Source organism: Cellulomonas endophytica (genome assembly GCF_004123805.1).
In the GTDB taxonomy this organism is placed as follows: Bacteria; Actinomycetota; Actinomycetes; order Actinomycetales; family Cellulomonadaceae; genus Cellulomonas; species Cellulomonas endophytica.
Map to the genome: position 1 here is coordinate 1 of NZ_RWJX01000002.1, position 20,875 is coordinate 20,875.

At 77.2% G+C, this 20,875-nt stretch carries 23 protein-coding genes; 16 read left to right on the forward strand and 7 right to left on the reverse strand.

Features of this window, described 5'->3' with window-relative positions; genetic code table 11:
* Positions 1–631: 631 nt before the first annotated feature.
* From EJA20_RS00720 to EJA20_RS00735, 4 genes are all read right to left on the reverse strand, one after another.
* A complete protein-coding gene (locus EJA20_RS00720) occupies positions 632–1,363 on the reverse strand; it encodes a glutamine amidotransferase (protein ID WP_129336267.1) in 732 nt (243 codons plus the stop codon).
* An 89-nt stretch (positions 1,364–1,452) separates the two neighbouring features.
* Complete coding sequence (locus EJA20_RS00725; protein ID WP_240674850.1) at positions 1,453–2,598, reverse strand: FAD-dependent oxidoreductase; 1,146 nt, start codon at positions 2,596–2,598, stop codon at positions 1,453–1,455.
* Positions 2,599–2,620: 22 nt separating this feature from the next.
* Positions 2,621–3,337: a GntR family transcriptional regulator gene (locus EJA20_RS00730; protein WP_129336268.1), complete on the reverse strand. Its 717-nt coding sequence runs from the start codon at positions 3,335–3,337 to the stop codon at positions 2,621–2,623.
* A 79-nt stretch (positions 3,338–3,416) separates the two neighbouring features.
* Positions 3,417–3,848 carry a VOC family protein gene (locus tag EJA20_RS00735; RefSeq protein ID WP_129336269.1) on the reverse strand — a complete coding sequence of 144 codons (432 nt, stop codon included), beginning with the start codon at positions 3,846–3,848 and terminating at the stop codon, positions 3,417–3,419.
* Positions 3,849–3,975: 127 nt separating this feature from the next.
* Here EJA20_RS00735 and EJA20_RS00740 point away from each other — a divergent pair, with 127 nt between their 5' ends.
* Together EJA20_RS00740 and EJA20_RS00750 are read left to right on the forward strand one after the other, a co-directional pair.
* Positions 3,976–5,007: a helix-turn-helix transcriptional regulator gene (locus tag EJA20_RS00740; RefSeq protein ID WP_129336270.1), complete on the forward strand. Its 1,032-nt coding sequence runs from the start codon at positions 3,976–3,978 to the stop codon at positions 5,005–5,007.
* Between the two features lie 138 nt (positions 5,008–5,145).
* Positions 5,146–6,108: an exopolyphosphatase gene (locus EJA20_RS00750; RefSeq protein ID WP_205687291.1), complete on the forward strand. Its 963-nt coding sequence runs from the start codon at positions 5,146–5,148 to the stop codon at positions 6,106–6,108.
* 123 nt (positions 6,109–6,231) lie between these two features.
* Here the strand turns inward: EJA20_RS00750 and EJA20_RS00755 are convergent, their stop codons facing one another.
* Positions 6,232–6,699, reverse strand: coding sequence for a hypothetical protein (locus EJA20_RS00755; RefSeq protein ID WP_129336271.1), 468 nt, complete (start codon positions 6,697–6,699; stop codon positions 6,232–6,234).
* An 82-nt stretch (positions 6,700–6,781) separates the two neighbouring features.
* Between EJA20_RS00755 and EJA20_RS00760 the strand changes: the two genes are divergently transcribed.
* Genes EJA20_RS00760 through EJA20_RS00780 form a run of 5 tightly spaced genes read left to right on the forward strand, consistent with a single transcriptional unit; the run spans position 6,782 to position 11,395 of the window.
* Positions 6,782–7,912 (forward strand): alpha/beta hydrolase family protein, encoded by a 1,131-nt coding sequence (locus tag EJA20_RS00760; RefSeq protein WP_129336272.1) that lies wholly within the window; start codon positions 6,782–6,784, stop codon positions 7,910–7,912.
* Between the two features lie 47 nt (positions 7,913–7,959).
* Positions 7,960–8,421 carry an iron chaperone gene (locus EJA20_RS00765; RefSeq protein WP_129336273.1) on the forward strand — a complete coding sequence of 154 codons (462 nt, stop codon included), beginning with the start codon at positions 7,960–7,962 and terminating at the stop codon, positions 8,419–8,421.
* Between the two features lie 10 nt (positions 8,422–8,431).
* Positions 8,432–9,361: an alpha/beta fold hydrolase gene (locus EJA20_RS00770; protein ID WP_129336274.1), complete on the forward strand. Its 930-nt coding sequence runs from the start codon at positions 8,432–8,434 to the stop codon at positions 9,359–9,361.
* A 28-nt stretch (positions 9,362–9,389) separates the two neighbouring features.
* Positions 9,390–10,406, forward strand: coding sequence for an ABC transporter ATP-binding protein (locus EJA20_RS00775; RefSeq protein ID WP_129336275.1), 1,017 nt, complete (start codon positions 9,390–9,392; stop codon positions 10,404–10,406).
* Positions 10,403–11,395 carry an ABC transporter permease subunit gene (locus tag EJA20_RS00780; RefSeq protein ID WP_129336276.1) on the forward strand — a complete coding sequence of 331 codons (993 nt, stop codon included), beginning with the start codon at positions 10,403–10,405 and terminating at the stop codon, positions 11,393–11,395. The genes EJA20_RS00775 and EJA20_RS00780 overlap by 4 nt, the downstream gene beginning before the upstream one ends.
* Here EJA20_RS00780 and EJA20_RS00785 read toward each other — a convergent pair whose 3' ends face one another.
* Entirely contained in the window at positions 11,396–11,908 is a 513-nt protein-coding gene (locus EJA20_RS00785; RefSeq protein WP_129336277.1) for a MarR family winged helix-turn-helix transcriptional regulator, read from the reverse strand. It lies immediately after the preceding gene.
* A gap of 128 nt (positions 11,909–12,036) precedes the next feature.
* Here EJA20_RS00785 and EJA20_RS00790 point away from each other — a divergent pair, with 128 nt between their 5' ends.
* Positions 12,037–12,828, forward strand: a complete 792-nt coding sequence (locus tag EJA20_RS00790) for an SDR family NAD(P)-dependent oxidoreductase (protein WP_129336278.1) — start codon at positions 12,037–12,039, stop codon at positions 12,826–12,828.
* Between the two features lie 150 nt (positions 12,829–12,978).
* Positions 12,979–13,815: a class II aldolase/adducin family protein gene (locus EJA20_RS00795; protein ID WP_129336279.1), complete on the forward strand. Its 837-nt coding sequence runs from the start codon at positions 12,979–12,981 to the stop codon at positions 13,813–13,815.
* Between the two features lie 187 nt (positions 13,816–14,002).
* On the opposite strand, the gene EJA20_RS00800 is transcribed toward EJA20_RS00795, so the two are convergent.
* Complete coding sequence (locus EJA20_RS00800; RefSeq protein ID WP_129336280.1) at positions 14,003–14,662, reverse strand: dihydrofolate reductase family protein; 660 nt, start codon at positions 14,660–14,662, stop codon at positions 14,003–14,005.
* A 430-nt stretch (positions 14,663–15,092) separates the two neighbouring features.
* On the opposite strand from EJA20_RS00800, the gene EJA20_RS00805 reads away from it, so the two are divergent.
* The 7 genes from EJA20_RS00805 to EJA20_RS00835 all read left to right on the forward strand — a co-directional run bounded on the left by EJA20_RS00805 (position 15,093) and on the right by EJA20_RS00835 (position 20,858).
* Positions 15,093–16,091, forward strand: a complete 999-nt coding sequence (locus EJA20_RS00805) for a serine hydrolase domain-containing protein (protein WP_129336281.1) — start codon at positions 15,093–15,095, stop codon at positions 16,089–16,091.
* A 184-nt stretch (positions 16,092–16,275) separates the two neighbouring features.
* On the forward strand, positions 16,276–17,295 hold the full coding sequence (locus tag EJA20_RS00810) for a LacI family DNA-binding transcriptional regulator (RefSeq protein ID WP_129336282.1): 1,020 nt from the start codon (positions 16,276–16,278) through the stop codon (positions 17,293–17,295).
* Positions 17,292–18,536: an MFS transporter gene (locus EJA20_RS00815; RefSeq protein ID WP_129336283.1), complete on the forward strand. Its 1,245-nt coding sequence runs from the start codon at positions 17,292–17,294 to the stop codon at positions 18,534–18,536. The genes EJA20_RS00810 and EJA20_RS00815 overlap by 4 nt, the downstream gene beginning before the upstream one ends.
* 88 nt (positions 18,537–18,624) lie before the next feature.
* Positions 18,625–19,497, forward strand: a complete 873-nt coding sequence (locus tag EJA20_RS00820) for a PhzF family phenazine biosynthesis protein (RefSeq protein WP_240674852.1) — start codon at positions 18,625–18,627, stop codon at positions 19,495–19,497.
* Positions 19,498–19,691: 194 nt separating this feature from the next.
* A complete protein-coding gene (locus tag EJA20_RS00825) occupies positions 19,692–19,904 on the forward strand; it encodes an SCO4848 family membrane protein (protein ID WP_129336285.1) in 213 nt (70 codons plus the stop codon).
* The gene (locus tag EJA20_RS00830; protein WP_129336286.1) at positions 19,901–20,341 is read left to right on the forward strand and encodes a helix-turn-helix transcriptional regulator; all 441 of its coding nucleotides are present in this window, start codon (positions 19,901–19,903) and stop codon (positions 20,339–20,341) included. The genes EJA20_RS00825 and EJA20_RS00830 overlap by 4 nt, the downstream gene beginning before the upstream one ends.
* A 103-nt stretch (positions 20,342–20,444) precedes the next feature.
* Positions 20,445–20,858 carry a VOC family protein gene (locus EJA20_RS00835; protein ID WP_129336287.1) on the forward strand — a complete coding sequence of 138 codons (414 nt, stop codon included), beginning with the start codon at positions 20,445–20,447 and terminating at the stop codon, positions 20,856–20,858.
* Positions 20,859–20,875: the final 17 nt, after the last annotated feature.

A 20,875-nucleotide genomic window follows, 5' to 3' on the forward strand; every position in this document is an offset into this window, starting at 1 on the left:
CAGACCATCTTGGCATCGACTACTTTGACACACTGTTGAGTTCTCAAGGAGCAGACGCACCCACCCCCGACCCCTGCGGGTCGAGCTCTTGGGGCTCGCTTTCCAGTCTAGGTCATCCAGGGCGGCTTTTTCGCCGCTCCGCATTTCCCTGGTCCTACCGTACCGCACCCTCTGCGGAAGATTTCCCGCTGCCGGTCCGGCTCGACCTGAGCAGTCTGGCACATTCCGAGCGATGCTCCGAACACTGCCGTCCCGCACATTCTTCCCACCATTTCGAGGGCGCACGAGGCGCCCTGCGCTCTGCTGGGGGTCTGCCGCCTGCGGGACCAGCCACCGGGGCCGTGGGCCCTGCGGTGTCCGTTCCTCCTCGCGAGGCGGCTGTATGAAGTTACGCGGTCGACCGCCCCGACGCAACTCCGCTGCTCAGGCCCTATCGGCCACCACCGGCGCCCCGTGAGGTGCCCCGGTCGTCGGACCTGCAGCAGGCGCCGCACGACCTCGTCGGTCGCGCCCTCCGTGCTGCCGATGTCTGCAACGGCGAGTGCTCCCCGAGGTGTTCCCGGTCCTCGTCGGCCGTGCGGCGCTCGGGCAGCTGCGCGGCAGGGACCCGGGGACGGCGAGGGGGCGGTCCTCAGCGCCGGTACCGCTGCACGAAGGCCGCCAGCAGGCGCGGTGGCACCTCCGCCCGTGCGAGACGGAGCCGCGCGACCAGGTCCTCGTACTCCTCGGGCGGGAAGTACCCCGACCGCCGGTACACCGTCACCCGCTCCACGATCCCGTCGACGTCGAGCTCGGGGTGGAACTGGGTGGCGTACTGGTGCTCGCCCACGCGGAAGGCCTGCACGGGGCAGTCGGGCGAGGTCGCGAGCACCGTGGCGGCCGGCGGCGGGGTGCGCAGGGCCTCCTTGTGCCCGACGAAGGCGTCGAACACGGGCGGCAGGCCGGCGAAGAGCGGGTCGGCGCGGCCCGCGTCGGTGAGCGTCACGGGCACCGTGCCGATCGGCTCGCCGTAGGTGCGGTCCACCACCCCGCCCTGGTGCACCCCGAGGGTGCCGACGCCGTAGCAGGCGCCCAGGAACGGCACGTCCTCGGCGAGCACCCGGTCGAGCAGCCCCGCGAGCTCGCGCTCCACGCGGCGCTGCACCGCCGGCTTGTCCTCCTCCGGGTCGCTGGTGCAGAACGGGCTGCCGCCCACCACCACCCCCGACAGTCCCGCGAGGTCCAGGTCGGGCAGCGGTGCCCGCTCGAGGCGGACGCGCAGCAGCTCGTCCGGTCGCAGCCCTCCGTAGCGCAGGATCGCGGCGTGCTCGGCGTCGGCCACCGCGTCGTCGGCGCGCGTGGCGAGGAGCAGGAAGGGCCGCACCTGCGGACCGTAGCCCCGCGCCGAGGGAGTCGCCGGAGGGGCCGCCCCGAAGGGCGTCCTGCACGCCGGGCGTCGGGCCCGCAGAGGCCTCAGCCGCGCGGGCGGCGGGCGAGCCCGGGCGAGAAGCGGCGCGGGGCGGGGACGCCGTCGACGAGGGACGCCAGCGTCTCCCCGACGGCCGGCACGAACTTGAAGCCGTGCCCGGAGAAGCCGGCCGCCACGACGAGCGGGCCGACGCGCTCGAGGACGAAGTCCTCCGTCGGGGTGCTCGTGTACGTGCAGCTGATCGGCGCCGGGCGGTCGGCGTCGAGGCCGGGGAACCACCGGCGCACGTGCTCCTGGAGCGCCGCGAGCCGGCCCGGGTCCACCGGCGGGCGGCGGTCGGGGTCGACGACCGGGCCCGTGCCGTGCAGGCCGACCTTGAGGCCCTCGCCCGGCGTGAGCATCCCGTAGACGGGGGCGGGCAGGTCGGTGCCGGCCGCCGGGTCCGGCCAGTGGTTGAGGCTCGGCCACGCGGCACGCTCGGCCACCGGGTCGGCGGAGGGGTCGCGCAGGGGGAAGTGGGCGGGCTGCTCCTGGGTGACGACGAGCCGCGGCAGGGTCACGAGGCCGCCGAGCAGGTCCGCCGTCCAGGCACCCGCGGCGACGACGGCCGTCCGGGCCCGCAGGGTTCCCGTGTCCGTCACGACGAGCACCTCGTCGTCGGCCAGGACCCGCAGCTGGCGGACCGAGGTCCCCCACGACAGGTGCGCGCCGTGGGCCTGCACGGCCGTGGCGAGCGCCGCGAGCGCGTCGGCGGCGCGGACCCGCCCGCTGCCGGGCACGTGCAGCAGCGTCCCGGGCAGGCGCAGCCCCGGCCAGCGCTCGGCCGCCGCCTCGGGCGCCACCCATGCGCTCGCGACCCCGTACCGCTGCCCCGCGGCGCGGATCGCCTCGAGCCGGTCGCGCGGACCGGCGTTGACGAGGCCGACCGGGTCGAGCAGCACGGTGCCGGTCTCGTCGGCGAGCCGGTCCCACAGCGTGCGGGCCGTGCGGACCAGGGCGAGGTAGTCGTCCTCGTCGTAGGCCTCGTTGAAGTTGCGGGTGGCGCCGTGCGAGGCGCCGTGCGCGTGCCCGGGGGCGTACCGCTCGAGCAGGTGGACGTCCCGCCCGCGGGCGGCGATCCGCCACGCGGCGGCCAGGCCCATGGCCCCGCCCCCGACGACGACGACGTCGACCCGCTCCGGCGTGCTCACGGGCGCGCCCGCACCGTCGGCGTCACCGCCACACGGCCACGGCGCGGCGCACCGGCGCCCCGGGCTCCTCGGCAGCGAACAGGTCCGGCCGCTGGCGGCGGACGCGCTCGATGTCGTCGATGACCGCGCGCAGGTGGCTCCGCAGGAGCCGGCAGGCCTCGTCGTGCGCGCCGGGCGCCAGGACCGCGTCGAGCACCGCCTCGTGCTGGCCGATGAAGACGCCGGGGGGCGAGACCTCGTGCAGCCCGAGGCGGCGGGCCCGGTCCAGGTGGCCCTTCGCCGCGGCGACGGGCGCCCACGTGCCGCCGTGCCCCGACAGGTGCAGCAGGCCCTGGTGGAACTCCTCGTCGAGCCGGAAGAACCCCTCGAGGTCGCCCTCGGCCTCCCGCTGCCGGACGAGGTTCTCCCGCAGCGCGGCCACGGCCGCCGGGTCGGGGTCCGCGGGGACGTCCGCGAGCGCGGCGAGCTCCACCGCCTCCCGCAGGAACTGCGCGTCCGCGACGCGACGCGGGTCGACGCGTGCCACGACGGTGCCGATCTTCGGGAAGACCTGCACGAGCCCCTCCTGCACGAGGAGGATGAGGCTCTCGCGCACCGGGGTGCGCGAGACGCCCAGCTCCGCCGCGAGCTCGTTCTCCGACAGCAGCGCCCCCGGCGCCAGCTCCAGGCGCAGGATCCGGCCGCGGATCGCCTCGTAGACGGAGCGGCGGCGCGGGGTCGGGACCGCGGCGGCAGGCATGCGGCGATCGTATCGACCGCGCCCGGCCGCCCCGTGGGCCGCCCGTCGAGGGCCGCCGGCCGGGGCGACGGATTGCGCGTCAGGACGCCGTGGTCACGGGCGGCACGGGCGCGCCGTCGTGGCGCCTCTTCCAGTGCGGGTTCTCCATGACGCCGAGGAGGTTGCCGAAGGGGTCGACGACGGAGGCGGTCCGGAAGCCGTGACCCCGCTCGCGCACGGGCTCGTGCGGCGTGGCGCCGCGGGCGAGGAGGTCGGCGAGGGCCGCCGCCACGTCGTCGACGTGCCAGTGGACGACGGCACCGCCCGGTGCCGTCGCGTCGTCGGGGGCGCGGTAGCGGGCGTCGATGATGCCGAGCTCGTCCTCGTCGTCGCCGACCCGCCACTCCAGGTACCCGCCGGGCACGCGGAAGTACGGCGGGAGCCCGAGCAGGTCCGTGTACCAGGCGTCGGCCGCCTCGAGGTCGTGGGCGTAGAGGTTGAGGGTCGCCATGCCGCGCAGGGGGGTGCTCATCTCGGGTCCTCCGGGGTCGGGTGCGGTTGCGGGTACGGGTGCGGTGCCGGGTGGTGCGGTCGGTCGGGACCAGCGTGCGTCGCAGAAGTGCTCACCCTCTGCGCACTTCCGGCGGCAGGATGAGACCGTGCGCGCCGACCGCCTCGTGGCCACCCTCCTGGTGCTGCAGCGCCGCGGCCGCGTCACGGCCGGGGAGCTCGCCGCGGAGCTCGAGGTGTCCGTCGCGACCGCCCGCCGGGACCTGGAGGCGCTGTCCACGGCCGGCCTGCCCGTCTACGCCGTCCAGGGACGCGGGGGCGGCTGGGCGCTGCTCGGCGGCGGGCGCACGGACCTGTCGGGGCTGTCGGCCCCCGAGGTGCGGGCGCTGTTCCTGCTGCTCGGCCCGGCGGCCCGGGCGGACCCCGGGGTGCGGTCGGCCCTGCGCAAGCTCGTGCGGGCGCTGCCCGAGGCGTTCCGCGCGGAGGCGGAGGCGGCGGGGCGGGCGCTCGTCGTCGACGCGGCCCGGTGGGGCGCCGGACCGGCCCGGCCCGGGGGGCCGTCGGAGCCGCGGGCGGAGGAGCCGGCGGAGGAGCGGGCGGAGGCCGGGGCCGCGGCCGGCCCGGCGCCCGGCGGCGGCACCGGGGTGGTCGCCGCCCTGCAGGAGGCGCTCGCCCGCGAGCGCGCGGTGACGTTCGGCTACACGGACGCCCGCGGCCGCACCGGACGCCGGTCGGCCGACCCCTGGGCGCTGGTGGACAAGGCGGGCACCCCCTACCTGCTCGCGGGGACCACGCGCGGGCGGCGGCTGCTCCGCGTCGACCGGGTGCGGGACGTCGTCGTGACGGACGCCCCGTCCCGGCGCCCGCCCGACGCCGAGGTCCGGGCGGCGTGGGCGGAGGCCGCCGCCGAGGTCGAGGCGCTGCGGTCGCGGGTGGTGGCGCAGGTGCGGGTCGACCCGGCCGCGCTCGGCCCGCTCGGCGACGTCCTGGGGCGCCAGCACGTCGTGCCCGGGGAGGCGCTGCCCGACGGACGGCGTGCCGCAGCCGTCTCCGCCGACACCGTCCCGATGCTGGCGCGCCAGCTCGCCGGCTGGTGGGACGTCGTCGAGGTCGTCGGCCCGCCGGAGGTCCGGGCGGCGCTCGCGGCGATCGGCGCCGCCCTGGTGGAGCGGAACGGGTGAGCCCGGCACGGTCGTCGTCGGGCTCCCCGCGCGACCCGGGACCGGACCCGGCACCGGACCCGGTCCCGATCCCGGTCCCGGTCCCGGTCCCGGTCCCGGTCCCTCACGACCGTGCCCCCGCTGCCGATGACGTGGGGCGTGACCGAGACCCTCGTGCAGGACCCCCCGCAGCTCGCCGGCGGACCGTTCCGCCTCGTGACGCGCAGCGACTTCGACGGGCTGGTGTGCGCGGTGCTGCTGCGCCAGGCCGGTCTCATCGACGACATCCTCTTCGTCCACCCCAAGGACGTGCAGGACGGCACGGTGGCGGTCACGGGCCGCGACGTGCTGACGAACCTGCCGTTCGACCCGCGCGCGCACCTCGTCGTGGACCACCACCGCTCCGAGACGGTGCGCAACGGCGCGGACCCCCGCCACGTCATCGACCCCGACGCCCCCTCGGCGGCCCGCGTGGTGCACACGCTCCTCGGGGGCGCCGCGCGCTTCCCGGACGTGTCCGACGACCTCATGCGCGCGGTCGACCAGGCCGACTCGGCGCAGTACTCGCTCGAGGACGTGCTCGAGCCGTCGGGCTGGACGCTGCTGAACTTCCTCATGGACAGCCGGACGGGCCTGGGCCGGTTCCGGGAGTTCCGCATCTCGAACTACGCGCTGATGATGCAGCTCATCGAGCACTGCATCCGGTACCAGGACGTCACCGAGATCCTCGCGCTGCCGGACGTGGCGGAGCGGGTGGACCTCTACCGCGCGCAGGCCGACCTCTTCCGCGCCCAGCTCGAGCGCGTCACGACGCTGCACGGCGACGTCGCGGTCGTCGACCTGCGCGACGAGGACGTCATCCACGCCGGCAACCGGTTCCTCGTCTACGCCCTCTTCCCGCAGGCGCGGGTCTCCGTGCACGTGATGTGGGGCCGCGACCGGCAGAACACGGTGCTCGCGTGCGGCCGGTCCATCCTCGACCGCACCTCGACCGCCGACATCGGGGCCGTCTGCCTCGCCCACGGCGGCGGCGGCCACGCGGCGGCCGGCACGTGCCAGGTCGCGCACGAGGCGGCCGAGGCGGCGCTCGTCCAGGTCGTCACGGCGCTGCGCGGCCGCTGAGCCGACGCCCCCCGGAGCACCGACCTCCGGTCGTCACGACGAGAAGCCGTTCCCGGTCGCGACGACGTGCCGGCGGACGGCCGGGACCGGCACCTCGTCGGGGGGTGGGGGCGACCCCGGCGGCTAGCGTCCGCCGGCGCGCGGCGCGCGGGCGCGCACGTAGGCGGCCGCCCCGCCGGGCGACTCGTGCACCCGCACCACGTGCGCCACGGCCCGCGCGAGCGCGCCGAGCACCGTGGACGGGTCGACCACCAGCACGAGCCGCAGCCGGTCGGCCGCGTCCGCCCGCGCGCCCCGCACCTCGGCGGCCAGCACGCCGTACGCCAGCCCCTGGGCCCAGGTCAGCCCGCCGTCCTCCCGCGCCTCGGGCTCGCGCGGGGCCCCGGCGACGAGGAGCGCGCGCACCGCGTCGAGCAGCTCGTCCGGCCGGTCCGCGGCGCGCAGGATGGTCGCCGCCTCGTCGCGCAGCCGCAGGCCCACGGCCAGGGCCGCGGCGTCGTCGAGGGGCGGCGGCGTCACGGGTCGGCCCTCGACGGCCGCCAGCAGCAGGTCGTGCGCCACCCGGGCGTCGGCCGGGGCGTCGGGCTGCATGCGGCGACAGTAGGCACGCCCGCGTCGCCGGGCACCCCCGGGCCGGGCCGCGGGCCGACCGGCGCGCTGGCATGCTCGGCCCGTGGACGACGGGCCGGGGGCACCGGTGCACCCCGACGGCACGGACGGGCGCGGCCGAGGCGGCACGGGCGCGCGCCGGCTCGCGGTGGTCGTCGGCGCGGGGGTCGACGTCGACCGCATGACCCTCGCGGCGACCCTGCGGCGGCTCGGCGACCGGCGCGGCTGGGCCGTCGACGGCGCAGCGCCCCCGGACCCGGCCGCTCCCGCCGACGCGGTCCTCCACCTCGTCGGCCCCGGCGACCCGGTGCCGCCCTGGGGGCCGGGCGCCCCGGCCCTCGTCGTGCCGATGACGGGGCCCGACGCGCACGGGCTGGCCGCGCTCCCCCTCGTGCTCGACGGGCTGCTCGCCGGCGTCGAGACGCCGCCGGACCGCACGGTCGCGCTCGACGACCCCGCGCGCCCCGCCGCGCCCGACGAGGAGCGCCGCCTCGCCGTGCACGCGCCGGCGGGGCCCCCGGCCGGCGTCGCCCTGCTCGTCCACGGCGGCTACTGGCGCAGCCGCTGGACGCCCGCCCTCATGACGCGCCTGGCCGCGGACCTCGCCGGCCGCGGGTGGTGCGCGGCGGTCCTGGGCTACCGGCGGCCCGACCGGCACGGGTGGGACGCGACGGTCGACGACGTGCGCGCGGGGGTCGTCGCGGCCGCCGCGCTGGCGCCGGGCCGGCCGCTCGTGCTCGTCGGCCACTCCGCCGGCGGGCAGCTCGCGCTGCAGGCCGCCGAGTCCGTCCCCGGCGTGGCGCTGGCCGTGTCGCTGGCGGGGGTCGTCGACCTCGACGCCGCGGCGCACCGCCGCCTCAGCGAGGGGGCGGCCCGCGCGGCGCTGGGCGACCCCGCCGAGCACCTGGCCCGCTACGACGCCGCCTCCCCCGCGCGCTTCCCCCGGCGCGGCGTGCCGTGGCTGCTGGTGCAGGGCACGGACGACGACCCGGACCTCGTCGAGATGAACCGCCGCCTCGCGGCCCGGGAGGACCTCGGCCGTCCCGCGCTCGTCGAGGGGCCCGGGGACCACTTCGCGGTCGTCGACCCGGCGTCCGGCCTCTGGCGGGCGGCGGCGGCGCGGCTGGCGGAGCTCGTCGAGCCGGGTGCGGACCGGTCAGGAACGGAGAAGCCCCGGCGGCGAGGCCGTCCCTAGGCTGGCGGCGGACCACGGGCGGCACACCCACCAGCAGGAGGACGGCGATGACCACCACGCAGGACGAGCGCGGCACGGAGGGGGCGGGCTTCACCGCCGAGGAGCGCGCCGCGATGAAGGAGCGTGCCCAGGAGGCCAAGGCGGCCCGGCGCGGCGGCTCGAAGGCCGCGAAGGCCGCGGAGGACGCCGCGGCGGTGCTCGCCGCGATCGCCGCGATGCCGGAGGAGGACCGCGTCCTGGCCGAGCGCGTCCACGCGATCGTCACCACGACGGCGCCGCAGCTGGCGCCGAAGACCTGGTACGGGATGCCCGCCTACGCCCTCGACGGCACGGTGCTGTGCTTCTTCCAGGCGGCCGCGAAGTTCAAGGCGCGCTACGCCACGCTCGGGTTCCAGGACGTGGCCCGGCTCGACGAGGGGACGCTCTGGCCGACGTCCTTCGCCCTCACCGGCCTCACGGACGCCGACGAGGAGCGGGTCGCCGCGCTCGTCCGGCGCGCGGTGGGCTGACACCGGCGGCATGGACGCCCTCGAGCACGACGGCCTGCGGTTCGACGTCCGCGACCACGCCCCGGCGGGCAGCGCGCCCGACAGCACGCCCGGCAGCACGCCCGGCAGCACGCCCGGCAGCACGCCCGGCACCGCGCCCGGCACCGCGCCCGTCGCCGTCCTCCTGCACGGCTTCCCGCAGGACGGGTCGGCGTACGACGCCGTGGTGCCGCCCCTCGTCGCGGCGGGCGTGCGCGTGCTCGTGCCGGACCAGCGCGGGTACTCGCCCGGCGCCCGCCCGCCCGGGCGCGCCGCGTACGCGCTGCCCCGGCTCGTCGAGGACGTGCGCGCGCTGCTCGACGCGGCCGGCGTCGGCGCGGCGCACGTCGTCGGGCACGACTGGGGCGGTTCCGTCGCCTGGGCCTTCGCCGGGCGCCACCCGGGCCGGACGGCCTCGCTGACCGCGCTCGCGACCCCGCACCCCGCGGCGCTGCGCCTCGGCCTGCGGCACGGCGACCAGGCACGGCGGTCCCTGTACGTCGCCGCGTTCCAGGTGCCGGGACTCCCCGAGCGGGCGCTCCTGGCCGGCGGCGCGGCGCGGCTGCGGGAGGCGCTCGTCGGCTCCGGCCTCGAGGCGGACCTCGCGGAGCCGTACGTCCGGCGGATGCAGGAGCCGGGCGCCCTCACCGCCGCCCTCGGCTGGTACCGCGCGCTGCCGCTGGCGCGGATGCGGACGGGCCCGACCCGCGTGCCGACGACCTACCTCAGCGCCCGGCAGGACCCGTTCTTCGCGCGGGCGTCGGTGGACGCGACCGCCGCGTGCGTGGACGCGCCCGTCCGGCACCTCGACCTGGACGCCGACCACTGGCTGCCCGAGCACCGGCCGCTCGACGTGGCCGCGGCGGTGCTGTCGCACGTCCGCCGCGCGAGCCCGCCGCCTGACGCCGGCACGCTGCCCTAGGTTGTGGCCACGCGACTGAGGGGGACGCATGGCCGCGCCGGAGGAGTTCGCGATCACCACCCGCGGGCTGCGCAAGACGTACCGCACGCGCCGGGGCCGGCACGTGGCCGTCGACGACCTCAGCCTCCGGGTGCCCGTCGGCGGCGTCCACGGGTTCCTCGGGCCGAACGGGTCGGGCAAGACGACGACGATCCGGATGCTGCTCGGGCTCGTGCGCGCCGACTCCGGGCACATGCGGCTCTTCGGCCGGACGGTCCCCGACGCGCTGCCGGAGGTCATCGGCCGCGTCGGGGCCATCGTCGAGTCGCCGACCTTCTTCCCGGCGTTCTCCGGCCGCCTCAACCTCGAGCTCCTCGCGGGCGCGATCGGGGCACCCCGGACGCGGGTCGACGAGGTGCTGGAGGAGGTGGGCCTCCGCGAGCGCGGCGGCGACCGCTACAGCGGCTACTCCCTCGGCATGAAGCAGCGCCTGGCGATCGCGGCCACGCTGCTCAAGCAGCCCGACCTGCTCATCTTCGACGAGCCGACGAACGGGCTGGACCCCGCCGGGATCCACGAGATCCGCGGCACCATGCGCGCCCTGGCCGACGGCGGCCGCACGGTGCTGGTGAGCTCCCACATCCTCGGCGAGGTGGAGCAGGTCGCCGACACGGTCTCCATCGTCGCCCACGGCCGCCTGCTGGCCACGGGGACGCTCGCGGACGTCGTCGGGAAGCGCACGGCCGCGGCACGGGTCGTCGTGCCCGACACGGCGGCCGCGCGGGCCGTGCTCGTCGCCGCGGGCATGACCGTGGAGGACGACGGTGACGCGCTGCGCGTGCTCGGCGAGGCGGACCCCGGGCGGATCACCTGGGCGCTGGCGCAGGGCGGGATCTTCCTGCGCGAGCTCGTGCCGCTGCGGGCGGGGCTGGAGGCGGCCTTCCTCGAGCTCACCGGGGAGGCGCCGGCGCCCGACGGCGGCGGTCCTCCGGCCGCGTCCGCCGCCACCGGCACCGCCACCGCCACCGGCACCACCGGTACCGGCACGCCGGGGGTGACCGTGTGAGCCGGCTCCTGCGGGTCGAGCTGCGCCGCCTGCGCCACCGGCGGCTCGTGCTCGTCGCCCACCTGGCGGTGCTCGTCGTCGCCGGGCTCGCCCTGTTCGCCGCCTGGGACGGGCTCCAGCCGCTGTCCCCCGCCGAGAGCGCGGACGCCGAGCGGTTCTACGCCGAGGCGGTGCAGGAGTGGGAGGAGAACGGCGCGGAGCAGGTCGCCGAGTGCGAGGAGCAGGAGGCCGAGGAGCGCGAGCGCACCGGGGACGACACGCTCGACTTCGCCTGCGAGGCCCAGGAGCCGCAGCGGGAGTGGTTCTTCCCGGTGGTGCCGCCGCTGGGCCAGCTGCTGCCCGAGCTGCTCGGCGCGGCCGCGCTCGTGCTCACCCTCGCCGGCCTCGGCATCGGCGGCACCTCCACCGCCGCCGAGCTCAGCACCCGGTCCATGAGCACGTGGCTGACGTTCGAGCCGCGCCGGCTGCGGGTCTACGCCAGCAAGGTCGGCGCGGCGGCGCTCGGCGTGGTGCCGATGGCGGTCGTCACCCTCGCGCTGCTGGCCGGCGGGACCGCGGCGCTGTACGCGGTGGAGGGCGCCTCGACGGCCCTGACGGGACCGGGGTCGGGCGGCCTGGTGCTGCGGGCGCTGCGGGTCGTGGTGCTGACCGTCGCCGCGGCCACCGCCGGCGCGGCCCTGGGCATCCTCCTGCGGCACACCGCGGCGGTGCTCGGCGCGGTGCTCGGCTGGCTCGTCGTCGTCGAGGCGATCCTCGTGACGCAGGTGCCGGTGCTGTCGCTGGTGTCGGTCCGCGTCAACGCGCTGGGGTGGGTCGAGGGCGGGACGAGCTACTACACCCAGACCTGCTCGCCGGGGCCGCAGGGCACCGTCTGCGACGGGGTCGAGCACGTCATCGAGATCGGCCACAGCGCGGCGGTGCTCGGGGTCGGCCTCGTCGTGCTCGTCGCGCTGGCGGCCGCGGTGTTCCGCCGACGCGACGAGGGCTGATCAGGCCGCCGGCCCCGGTCCGGCTGCGGTGGGCGGCTGCCACCCCTCCTCGTCGCGGACGGCCCGCAGGATCCGGCGGCTGATCTCCTGCAGCTGCCGCCGCTGCGGCCCGGTCAGCGCGTCGAGGACGAGCCGGCGCACCGTGCGGACGTGCCCGGGTGTGGCCCGGTCGACCGCGCCGACGCCGAGGTCGGTGAGGACGGCGAGGGTGTAGCGCCCGTCCGTGGGGTCCGGGGTGCGCCGCAGCCACCCCTTCTGCTCCAGCCGCGTCGCCGCGCGGGACAGCCGGGACAGCGAGCTGTTCGCGTAGCCGGCCAGGACGCTCATCCGCAGCGTCCGGTCGGGCGCCGCCGCGAGCGCGTAGAGGACGCCGTACTCGAAGTGCGTGAGCCCCGCGTCCTGCTGCAGCTGGGCGTCGAGCGCCGGGGGCAGCCACTCGAGGACGGTGGCGAGGGCGGACCAGGTCGTGAGGTCCTCGTCGGCCAGCCGTGCGGAGGGGCGGAGGTCCGGCATGGCGTCAGCGTAGAGGCGCCGGGACGTCACGCGAGCCCGCTTCGCTTGACTGGACAAGTCATACCGACCTACGTTGGCTTGCCCAGGCAAGTGATCTGGCGTGCGCGCCGACGAGGACGAGGAGAGGCATGGACCTGGGGCTGGCCGGGAAGAGGGCGTTCGTGAGCGGCTCGACGCAGGGCATCGGGTACGCCGTCGCCGAGGCGCTCCTGCGCGAGGGCGCCGCCGTGGTCGTCAACGGGCGCGACGAGGAGCGGGTCGCGGCCGCCGCGGAGCGGCTGCGGGCGGTCGTCCCCGGGGCGGAGGTGACCGGCCTCGCCGCCGACCTGGCGGACGCCGGGCAGACGCAGCGCCTCCTCGAGCGGCTGGGCGACGTCGACGTCCTCGTGAACAACGTCGGCACCTTCGAGGTCAAGGAGCTCGCCGACCTCACCGACGAGGACTGGCAGCGCCACGTCGACCTCAACCTCATGAGCGGGGTCCGGCTCTCCCGGCACCTGCTCCCCCGGATGCTGGCGGCGGGCTGGGGGCGGGTCCTCTTCGTCGGGACGGAGTCGGCCGTGGACGTCCCCGCCGGGATGCTGCACTACGGCGCGACGAAGGCGGCGGCCCTGGCGCTGGCGAACGGCCTCGCCAAGCTCACGCGCGGCACCGGGGTCACCGTGAACACCGTCCTCGGCGGGCCCACCTACTCCGACGGCGTGGCGGGCACGGTCCGGCACCTCGCGGAGCAGCAGGGGGTCCCCGAGGAGGCGCTGAAGGCCGCGATCATCGGCGCGAACCGGACAACCCTCCTCGAGCGGTTCCTCGAGCCGGCGGAGGTCGCGCACCTGGTGGTGTACCTGGCGAGCCCGCTCGCGTCGGCGACGAACGGCACGGCGCTCCGGGCCGACGGCGGCGTGCTGACGACGACCGTGTGAGCCCTCCGGCCCTTCGGGCAGAGGGGCGCCGCACGCGCCAGGGGCGGGGCGCGCTCCGGCCAGGACCTAGGGCCTGCGCGACCCTCGTCGCCCCGCGGTTCGATGGGTGAAACGGTTCAGACCGTCTCCCCACGACCCGAGGACCTCGCCATGACCGACGCCAGCACCACACCGCCCCGACCCGAGCTCGACGAGCTGCTGCGCTCCATGGGGGTCGCCGGCGCCCGCATCAGCGAGATCGACGCCTCCGAGGCCGGCGCGGGCAACATCTCCGTGCTCGTCGGCTGGGAGATGGAGGTGCGGCGCCGGTTCCCCCTCGCGGAGCCGATCGCCCTCCCCGTCCCGGCGCCCGCCCTCGCCGGCCGGACCGTGCTCGTCACCGGCTCCGGCCGTCGGCTGCGTCAGATCCACGAGGACCCCGAGGCCAACGTCGGCGCCGTCCGCGTCCACGAGGACGGGGTGACGGGCACCCTCTTCACCTCGCCACGCCGCCTCTTCGAGCGCCTGACCAGCGAGTTCAACTCCCACCTGGCGGTGCACCAGGACCAGGTCGCCCGCCGCGGCGTCTCGTTCCAGGCCGTCGTCCACGCCCAGCCCGTGCACCTGACGTACCTGTCGCACGTGCCCGCCTACCGCGGCACGAAGGCGATGAACGCGCGCATCCTGCGGTGGGAGCCCGAGTCCATCGTGTCGCTCTCGGCCGGGATCGGGGTGCTCGACTTCATGATCCCCGGGTCGTCCGAGCTCATGTCGGCGAACGTCGAGGGGCTGCGCGAGTTCGAGATCGTCCTGTGGTCCAAGCACGGCGTCATGGCGCGCTCCGACGTGTCCGTGACGCGGGCGGTCGACCGCATCGAGTACGCCGAGACGGGGGCGAGGTACGAGTACATGGACCTCGTCGCCGGCGGCCGGGCCGAGGGCCTGACGGACCAGGAGATCAGCGCCGTCGCGCACGAGTTCGGCGTCGACTCCCCCTGGGTGCACTGAGCCCGGGCCGGGTCGGCGCGCCGGCGACGCCCTCGGCGCGTCGAGCAGGCCGGCCGCGCCCCGGCGGCGGCCCTCCGCGTCGCCGGGCTCACCGAGGCGCACGCCGTGCCCCGTGCGGGTCGGGCGGGTCCCGCCACGAAGGGGCGCCCGGCGTGGACGAGGGCGCGGGGGCGGCCGGTGCCGCCCGTCACCGCGCACCGTAGCGGCGGCGGAAGGAGACGTGCACCGTGCCGCTCTCCGCGACGACCGACTCGACGTCGCGCCCGTCCTCGAGCCCGCGCAGCCCCTCCCAGAAGGGCGTGCCGCTGCCGAGGACGATCGGCGCGATCGCGACGTGCACGTCGTCGACGAGCCCCGCCGCCAGGAACGGGCGGACGGTCGTCGGGCCGCCGCCGACGCGGACGTCGGCTCCCCCGGCCGCCGCCGTCGCGCGCTCGAGCGCCTCCTGCGGCGAGGCGCTGAGGAAGTGGAACGTGGTGCCGCCGTCCATCTCCAGCGTCGGGCGCGGCGACGAGGTCAGCACGAACACCGGGCAGCCGAACGGCGGGGTCTCGCCCCACCACCCCCGCCAGTCCGGGTCGTCGGGGTGGGCGTGCAGGCCGAACATGCCCGCGCCCATGATCTCGGCGCCGATCCCCTCGAAGTAGCGGGTGGCGAACGCGTCGTCGACGCCCGTCGTCCCGGCGCCGGAGGTGTCGCCCAGGACGCGGGCGCGGAACGTGCGGGTGGCGGCGTAGGCGGCCGTGAGCCGCTGCCAGTCCTGGCCGAAGGGGTCCTCCGGCGTCTGGTCGGTCGTCGTCGCACGGCCGTCGAGGGAGATGTTGAGGTCGACGCGGACTCGGGTCATGACGGGCCTCTCCGGGGTGCTGCTGGGGCTGCTGCCTGGGGGTCCTGCTGCGGGCTGAGGTGGGCGCCGAGCTCCTCGCCCCGGTACGGCACGCGCCTCACGGTCGAGGTCGCGCCGGCCGCCGTCAAGGCCGTCCCGGCACCCGCCCGCTCCCCGTGAGCGGGCGACTCCCAGGCAGTCCCCAGGCGGACGGGGGACGTCTCCCAGGCGTTCGTCCGACGATGGACCGGCAACGATGCCGACACGCGAGGAGCGCCGACGATGACCCTGACCGCGACCCGACCGCGGCCGCCGCGCCTGAGCCAGACCCCGATCTACGCGGCGCTCGTCGCCGAGCGCGGCACGCCCTCCACCGCAGGGCGGACCCTGCAGCGCTGATCTCCGCCGCGGGACGGGTCCGCGGCGGCGGCGGGGACGCCACGATCCTCCCGTGCCCGCCACCGACCCGTCCGCCGCCACCCCTCTCACCGAGCGCGTCCGTACGCTCCTCGGGCCCCGTCCTCGCGTCGTCGCCGTCGCGACCGTGCGCGCGGGGGTGGTCGACAGCGCGACGCTCGGTGCCGACCCCGGGTCCGACCTGGAGCTCGGCTCGGTCTCCAAGGGCGTGACCGGCCTGCTCTACGTCGACGCCCTCGAGCGCGGGGAGGTGTCGGCCGCGACGACGCTGGGCGACCTCCTCGACGTCGCCGGGACGCCGGTCGCGGCGGTGCGGCTGGCCGACCTGGCCACGCACCGCTCGGGTCTGCCCCGCCTGCCGACGTCGACGCCCGTGCTGCGCGCCACCCTCGACCTGTGGCGCCACGGCACCAACCCCTACGGCGAGACGCTGCCCGAGCTGCTCGAGCAGGCGCGGCGCACGGTCCCCGGGCCGCCGCGGCCGCGCTACTCCAACCTCGGGTTCGAGCTCCTCGGGCACGCGGTCGCCGCCGCGGCCGGGACGTCCTACGCCGACCTGCTGCAGAGGCGGGTGGCCGGGCCGCTCGGGCTCGACCCGTTCTACGCGCCGTCCGAGCCGTCGGGGCTGCGGCCGGGCGCGGTCGTCGGACGCGACCGGCGCGGTCGGGAGCGCGCGCCGTGGACGGGAGAGGCCATGGCACCCGCCGGCGGCATCCGGGCGTCGGCCGAGGCCGCCGGGCTCCTCGTCGCGGCGCTCCTCGACGGGACCGCGCCCGGCGTGGCGGCGCTGGACCCCGTCGCGCCGCTCGCCCGCGGGCTGCGCGTCGGCGCCGCCTGGATGACGCTCGCGGGACGCGGCCGTGGCCTCACCTTCCACAACGGCGGCACCGGCGGCTTCCGCTCCTGGCTGGGGCTCGACCGGGCCGCCGGCACGGGCGCCGTCGTCGTCTCCGCCACGACCGCGTCCGTGGACCGCGCCGGCTTCGCGCTGCTGAAGGAGCCGGGTCCCGCCGCCGGGCGCCAGGGGCGCTGAGCCCGGGCGGGTCGGGCCGCCCGACCTGTCAGGCGGGCTCCCGGTGCCGGCCCCCGGGGGCCGACCCGGCGACGGCCGCCGCACGCGCCGCTGCGCCTCCCGACCGCGTCGCCTACCCTTCTGGTAGCGCTACCAGAAGCGGTCCGGACGGGTCTCCGTCCGGTCGACGACGAGAGGGACCTCCGTGCACCCGCCGGATCGCGGCACCACCCGCCCGCCGACGCTCGAGGACGTCGCCCGGCTCGCCGGGGTCTCCCTCATGACGGCGTCGCGCGCGGTCAACGGCGCTCCGTACGTCAGCGAGCGGTCGCGGCAGAAGGTCCACGAGGCGCAGGAGGCGCTCGGGTTCGTCGCGCACCGGGGCGCCCGGCACCTCGTGACGCGCCGGACCGACGCCGTCGCCCTGGTGGTTCCGGTCGCCGAGCGGGACCTCCTGCGGGACACGAACGTCGCCGCGATCACCTCGGGCGCCGGGCGCACGCTCGCGGGCACCGGGCGGCAGCTCGTCACGCTCCTCGCCAGCACCGAGAGGGAGCGGCAGCAGGTCCTCGCCGACGTCAAGGGGCGCAGCGTCGACGCCGTGCTGGTCGTCGCCCCCGAGCTGCTCGACGACCTGCCGCGGCGCATGGAGGCGACGGGGATGCCGGTGGTGGCGACCGGCGACCCCGCCACGGTGCGGGCGCTCGGCCGTGGCGTCGTCGTCGACGTCGAGGCCTCGGTCGCCGCCCTGGTGGCGGTGCTCGTCGAGGGCGGTGCGCGGCGGCCGGCCCTCGTCGCCGGTCCGGAGGAGAGCTCGCTGACCGCCACCCAGGTCGCCGCGTTCGCCGCCGCCGTCGCGCCCCTGGGCGTCCCCGTCCGCGTCGTGCACGGCGACTGGTCGAGCGCCGGCGGGGAGGTGGCGACGGCCGCCCTGCTGGCCGAGGACGACCGCGTCGACGGGCTCGCGGTGCTGTCGGACACGATGGCCGCCGGAGCCCTGCGCGCGCTGCGGCGCCACGGCCTGCGGGTGCCGCAGGACGTGCGCGTCGTGGGGCACGACGACTCCGCCGCCGCCCTGCACACGGACCCCGTCCTCACGACTCTGCGCGTGCCGTTCGTCGAGATCGGCGCGCGCCTGGCCGAGCTCGCCGTCGCGGCGCTGGACGGCGCACCCCCGCGCGTGGACGTCCTCGCCACCGCGATCGTCCGGCGGGGGTCGGCATGAGCGGCGCCCCCGTCCCCCTGCTGCGCCGGCGTGCGGTGCGGCTGTACCTGTCGGCGCAGCTGCTCGGTAGCAGCGGGCTGTGGATGCTCCGGATGGCCACGGACTGGCTGGTGCTGGAGCTGACGGGCTCGCCCGCCGCGGTGGGCGTGCTCGTCGCGCTGCAGTTCCTGCCCCTGCTCGTCATCGGGCCGTACGGCGGGGTGGTGGCGGACCGGCACGACAAGCGGCGGCTCGTCCTCGTCACGCAGGCCGCCTCCGCCGGTGTCGCGGCCGCGCTCGCAGCGCTGACCCTCGCCGACGCCGTCGTCGTGTGGCACCTCTACGCCGCGTCCCTGGTGCTGGGGCTCATCACGGCCGTCGAGATGCCGGCGCGGCAGGCCCTCGTCAGCGAGGTCGCCGGCCAGAGCTCGCTCCAGGCGACGATCAGCACGAACAACGCGCTGCACCAGGGCGGCGGGCTCGTCGGGCCCGCGCTCGCCGGGATCGTCATCTCGGGCGTCGACCAGGGCCTGGCGTACGGCATCAACGCCCTCGTGTGCCTGTCCGTCGTCGCGCTCCTCGGCGCGATCCGGCCGTCCGAGCTCGAGCGCGCGCCCGTGGTGCCGCGGGCGCGCGGCCAGCTGCGGGAGGGCGTCCGCTTCGTCACCGACCGCCCGCGGCTGGCCGCCGTCATGGTCCTCGCGGGCTTCATGGGGGCGCTCGGGCTCAACGGGCCGGTGGTGTTCGCGGCGTTCGCCGACGGGGTCTGGGACTCCGGCGCCCAGGGACTCGGGCTCTACAACTCGCTGTCGGCGGTGGGCGCGCTCGGCGGGGCGCTGGTCGCCGCGCGGCTGCGGCACGTCGGCCCGCGCGTCGTCCTGCTGGGGTCCGGGCTGTTCGCCGTGACGGAGACCGCCGCCGCGTACATGCCGACGCACGCCTCGTTCGTCGTCGCGCTCGTGGCGGTCGGCGCGGCGACGCTGTTCTTCCTCACCTGCGCCGCGACCTTCGTCCAGCTCGCGGCGGCGCCGTCGCTGCGCGGTCGCGTGCTCGGGCTGTACTCGCCGCTCCTCATGGGCGGGCACGCGTGCGGCGCCCTGCTGCAGGGCTGGCTGGCCGAGCACCTCGGGGTGCGGCACGGGCTGGCCGTGACCGGCGGCCTGGCGGCGCTGGCGACCGTCGGCGTCGCCATCGCCCTGGTCCGGGTGCGGCGGCGCGCCGACGTGGAGGCGCTGCCCGAGCCCGTGGCGCAGGCCCGCTGACGGTCCGCGCCGGACCCGGGTCGCGCCGGGCCACCCGGGTGCAGGTGGCCCTGGCGCCGCACCGCCCCGGCTCCCGAGGATGTCGCCCGTGACCACGACGACCGACCTCGACGAGGTCCTGCGCCTCGCCGCCTTCACGACCGACCCCGCCGGCGGCAACCCGGCCGGTGTCGTCCTCGACGCCACGGGGTGGGGCGAGGCCCGCATGCAGGAGGTCGCGACGGCGGTCGACTACGCCGAGACGGCCTTCGTCGTGCGGCCGCCGCAGACGGTCGACGGCGAGCGTCGGCTGGCGATCCGCTACTTCTCCCCCGTCGCCGAGGTGCCGTTCTGCGGTCACGCCACGGTGGCGACCGCCGTCGCCCTCGCCGAGCGCGACGGCACCGGCCCGCTCCTGTTCGAGACCCCGGTGGGACCCGTGCGGCTGGAGACGGAGGCCTCTCCGGACGGGGTGGTCGCGTCCTTCACGAGCGTCGAGCCGCGGGTCGACGAGGTGCCCGCCGCGGCCCTCGACGCGGTGCTGCAGGTCCTGAGCCTGAGCCACGAGGACCTCGACCCGGCCCTCCCGCCGCGCCTGGCCTTCGCGGGCAACACGCACCCGGTCCTGGCACTGGCGGACGCCGCGGTGTTCGACGGGTTCGTCGTCGACCCCGCCCCGCTGCGCGCGCTCATGGACGAGCAGGGGTGGCGCGGCACGGTGACGGTCGTCCATCGGACGGGCCCGACGACCTTCGAGGCGCGCAACCCCTTCCCCGTCGGCCGCATCGTCGAGGACCCGGCGACGGGCTCGGCCGCCGCCGCGCTCGGCGCGTACCTGCGCGCGGAGGGCCTCGTCGAGCCGCCGGCCCGGGTGACCGTCCACCAGGGCCGCCACGTCGGCCGCCCGGGTCTCCTCACGGTCGACATCCCGCCGACCGGCGGCATCGTCGTCCGCGGCACCGCCCGTCCGATCGTCCCCTGAAGCCCGCGACGACGCCCCCGACCCGCCCCGCTCCTCGGCCTGCCCTCCCCTTCCCGACGAGATGCCGGTTCTCGTCGCACCGCACGGCCTCGGAGGAACCGGAACCGGCATCTCGTCGCGGGGGGGAGGCGGCGACGGTGCACGGCTCGAGGCCCCGCCCCTCCCGCCCGGCGCCGCGTGCCTAGGCTCTGCGCGTGATCGCCTTCGCCGTCGTCGTCCTGCTCCTCGGGGCCGTGTTCAACGTCGTGGCCTGGCCGCGCTTCCTGCAGCGGGTGTCCGCCGATGCGCGCGCCCGCGACGCCCAGGGGCGCCGGACCGCCTTCTACCGCGCGCACCTCGTGCTCACGGTCATCGCCCTCACCATCGCCGCCGCCTCCGTGGTCGCGGCGGTCCTGCTCCTGGCATGACCGCCGACGCCACCCGCACGCCGTTCGCCGACGCCCGCGTCGAGCGGAACCGCGCGATGCTGCGGGTGCGCGACGCCATCGACGTGCGTCACGCGGAGCCGCTCGACCTCGCGGCGCTCGCCGCGCTGGTGCACGTGACGCCCGAGCACCTCATCCGCACGTTCCGGACGGTCTTCGGCGAGACGCCCTACCGCTACCTGCAGCGGCGCCGCGTCGAGCGGGCGATGACGCTGCTCGACACGACTGACCTGCCGGTGACGGAGGTCTGCCTCGCGGTCGGGTTCACCAGCCTCGGCTCCTTCTCCCGGACCTTCGCGCGGGTCGTCGGCGTCCCGCCGACGGAGCACCGGGCGCGCCCGCGACGCCCGCCCGCTGCGGTGCCCGGGTGCGTGGTGCGCTCCTGGTCCCGGCCGAGCGAGCACGCCCGGGGAGCCTGAGGCGCTCGGCCCCGGCGGGCGCGAGCAGCGCGCCCGCCGTGCCGCCCGCGGGACGCCGGTTCTGGAGAAGCACCGCGCCGGGCCGTCGCCCTACCGTCGAGCCATGGCCCTCACCCGGAACAACCTGTCCTCGATCTTCGTCCTCGACCACGACGAGGCGCTCGCCTTCTACGTCGGCGTCCTCGGCCTGGAGGTCGGCGCCGACCACGACCTCGGCTTCATGCGGTGGCTCACGGTCCGCGTCCCCGGCGACGCGAAGGAGATCCTGCTCGAGAAGCCCGGCCCGCCCTCGCACGACCCGGCCACCGCCTCCGAGGTGTCGGCGCTCGTGAGCAAGGGCGCGGGGGGCGGCTGGCTCGCCTTCGCGACGGACGGCGACGTCGACGCGCTGCACGCGGAGCTCGTCGCGCAGGGCGTGACGATCACCGACCCGCCGCAGGACCGCGGCTACGCGCGGGACTTCGGCCTGCGCGACCCCTTCGGCAACCCGATCCGCATCGGCCGCCTGGCCTCCTGACCTCACGGGCTCCTGAC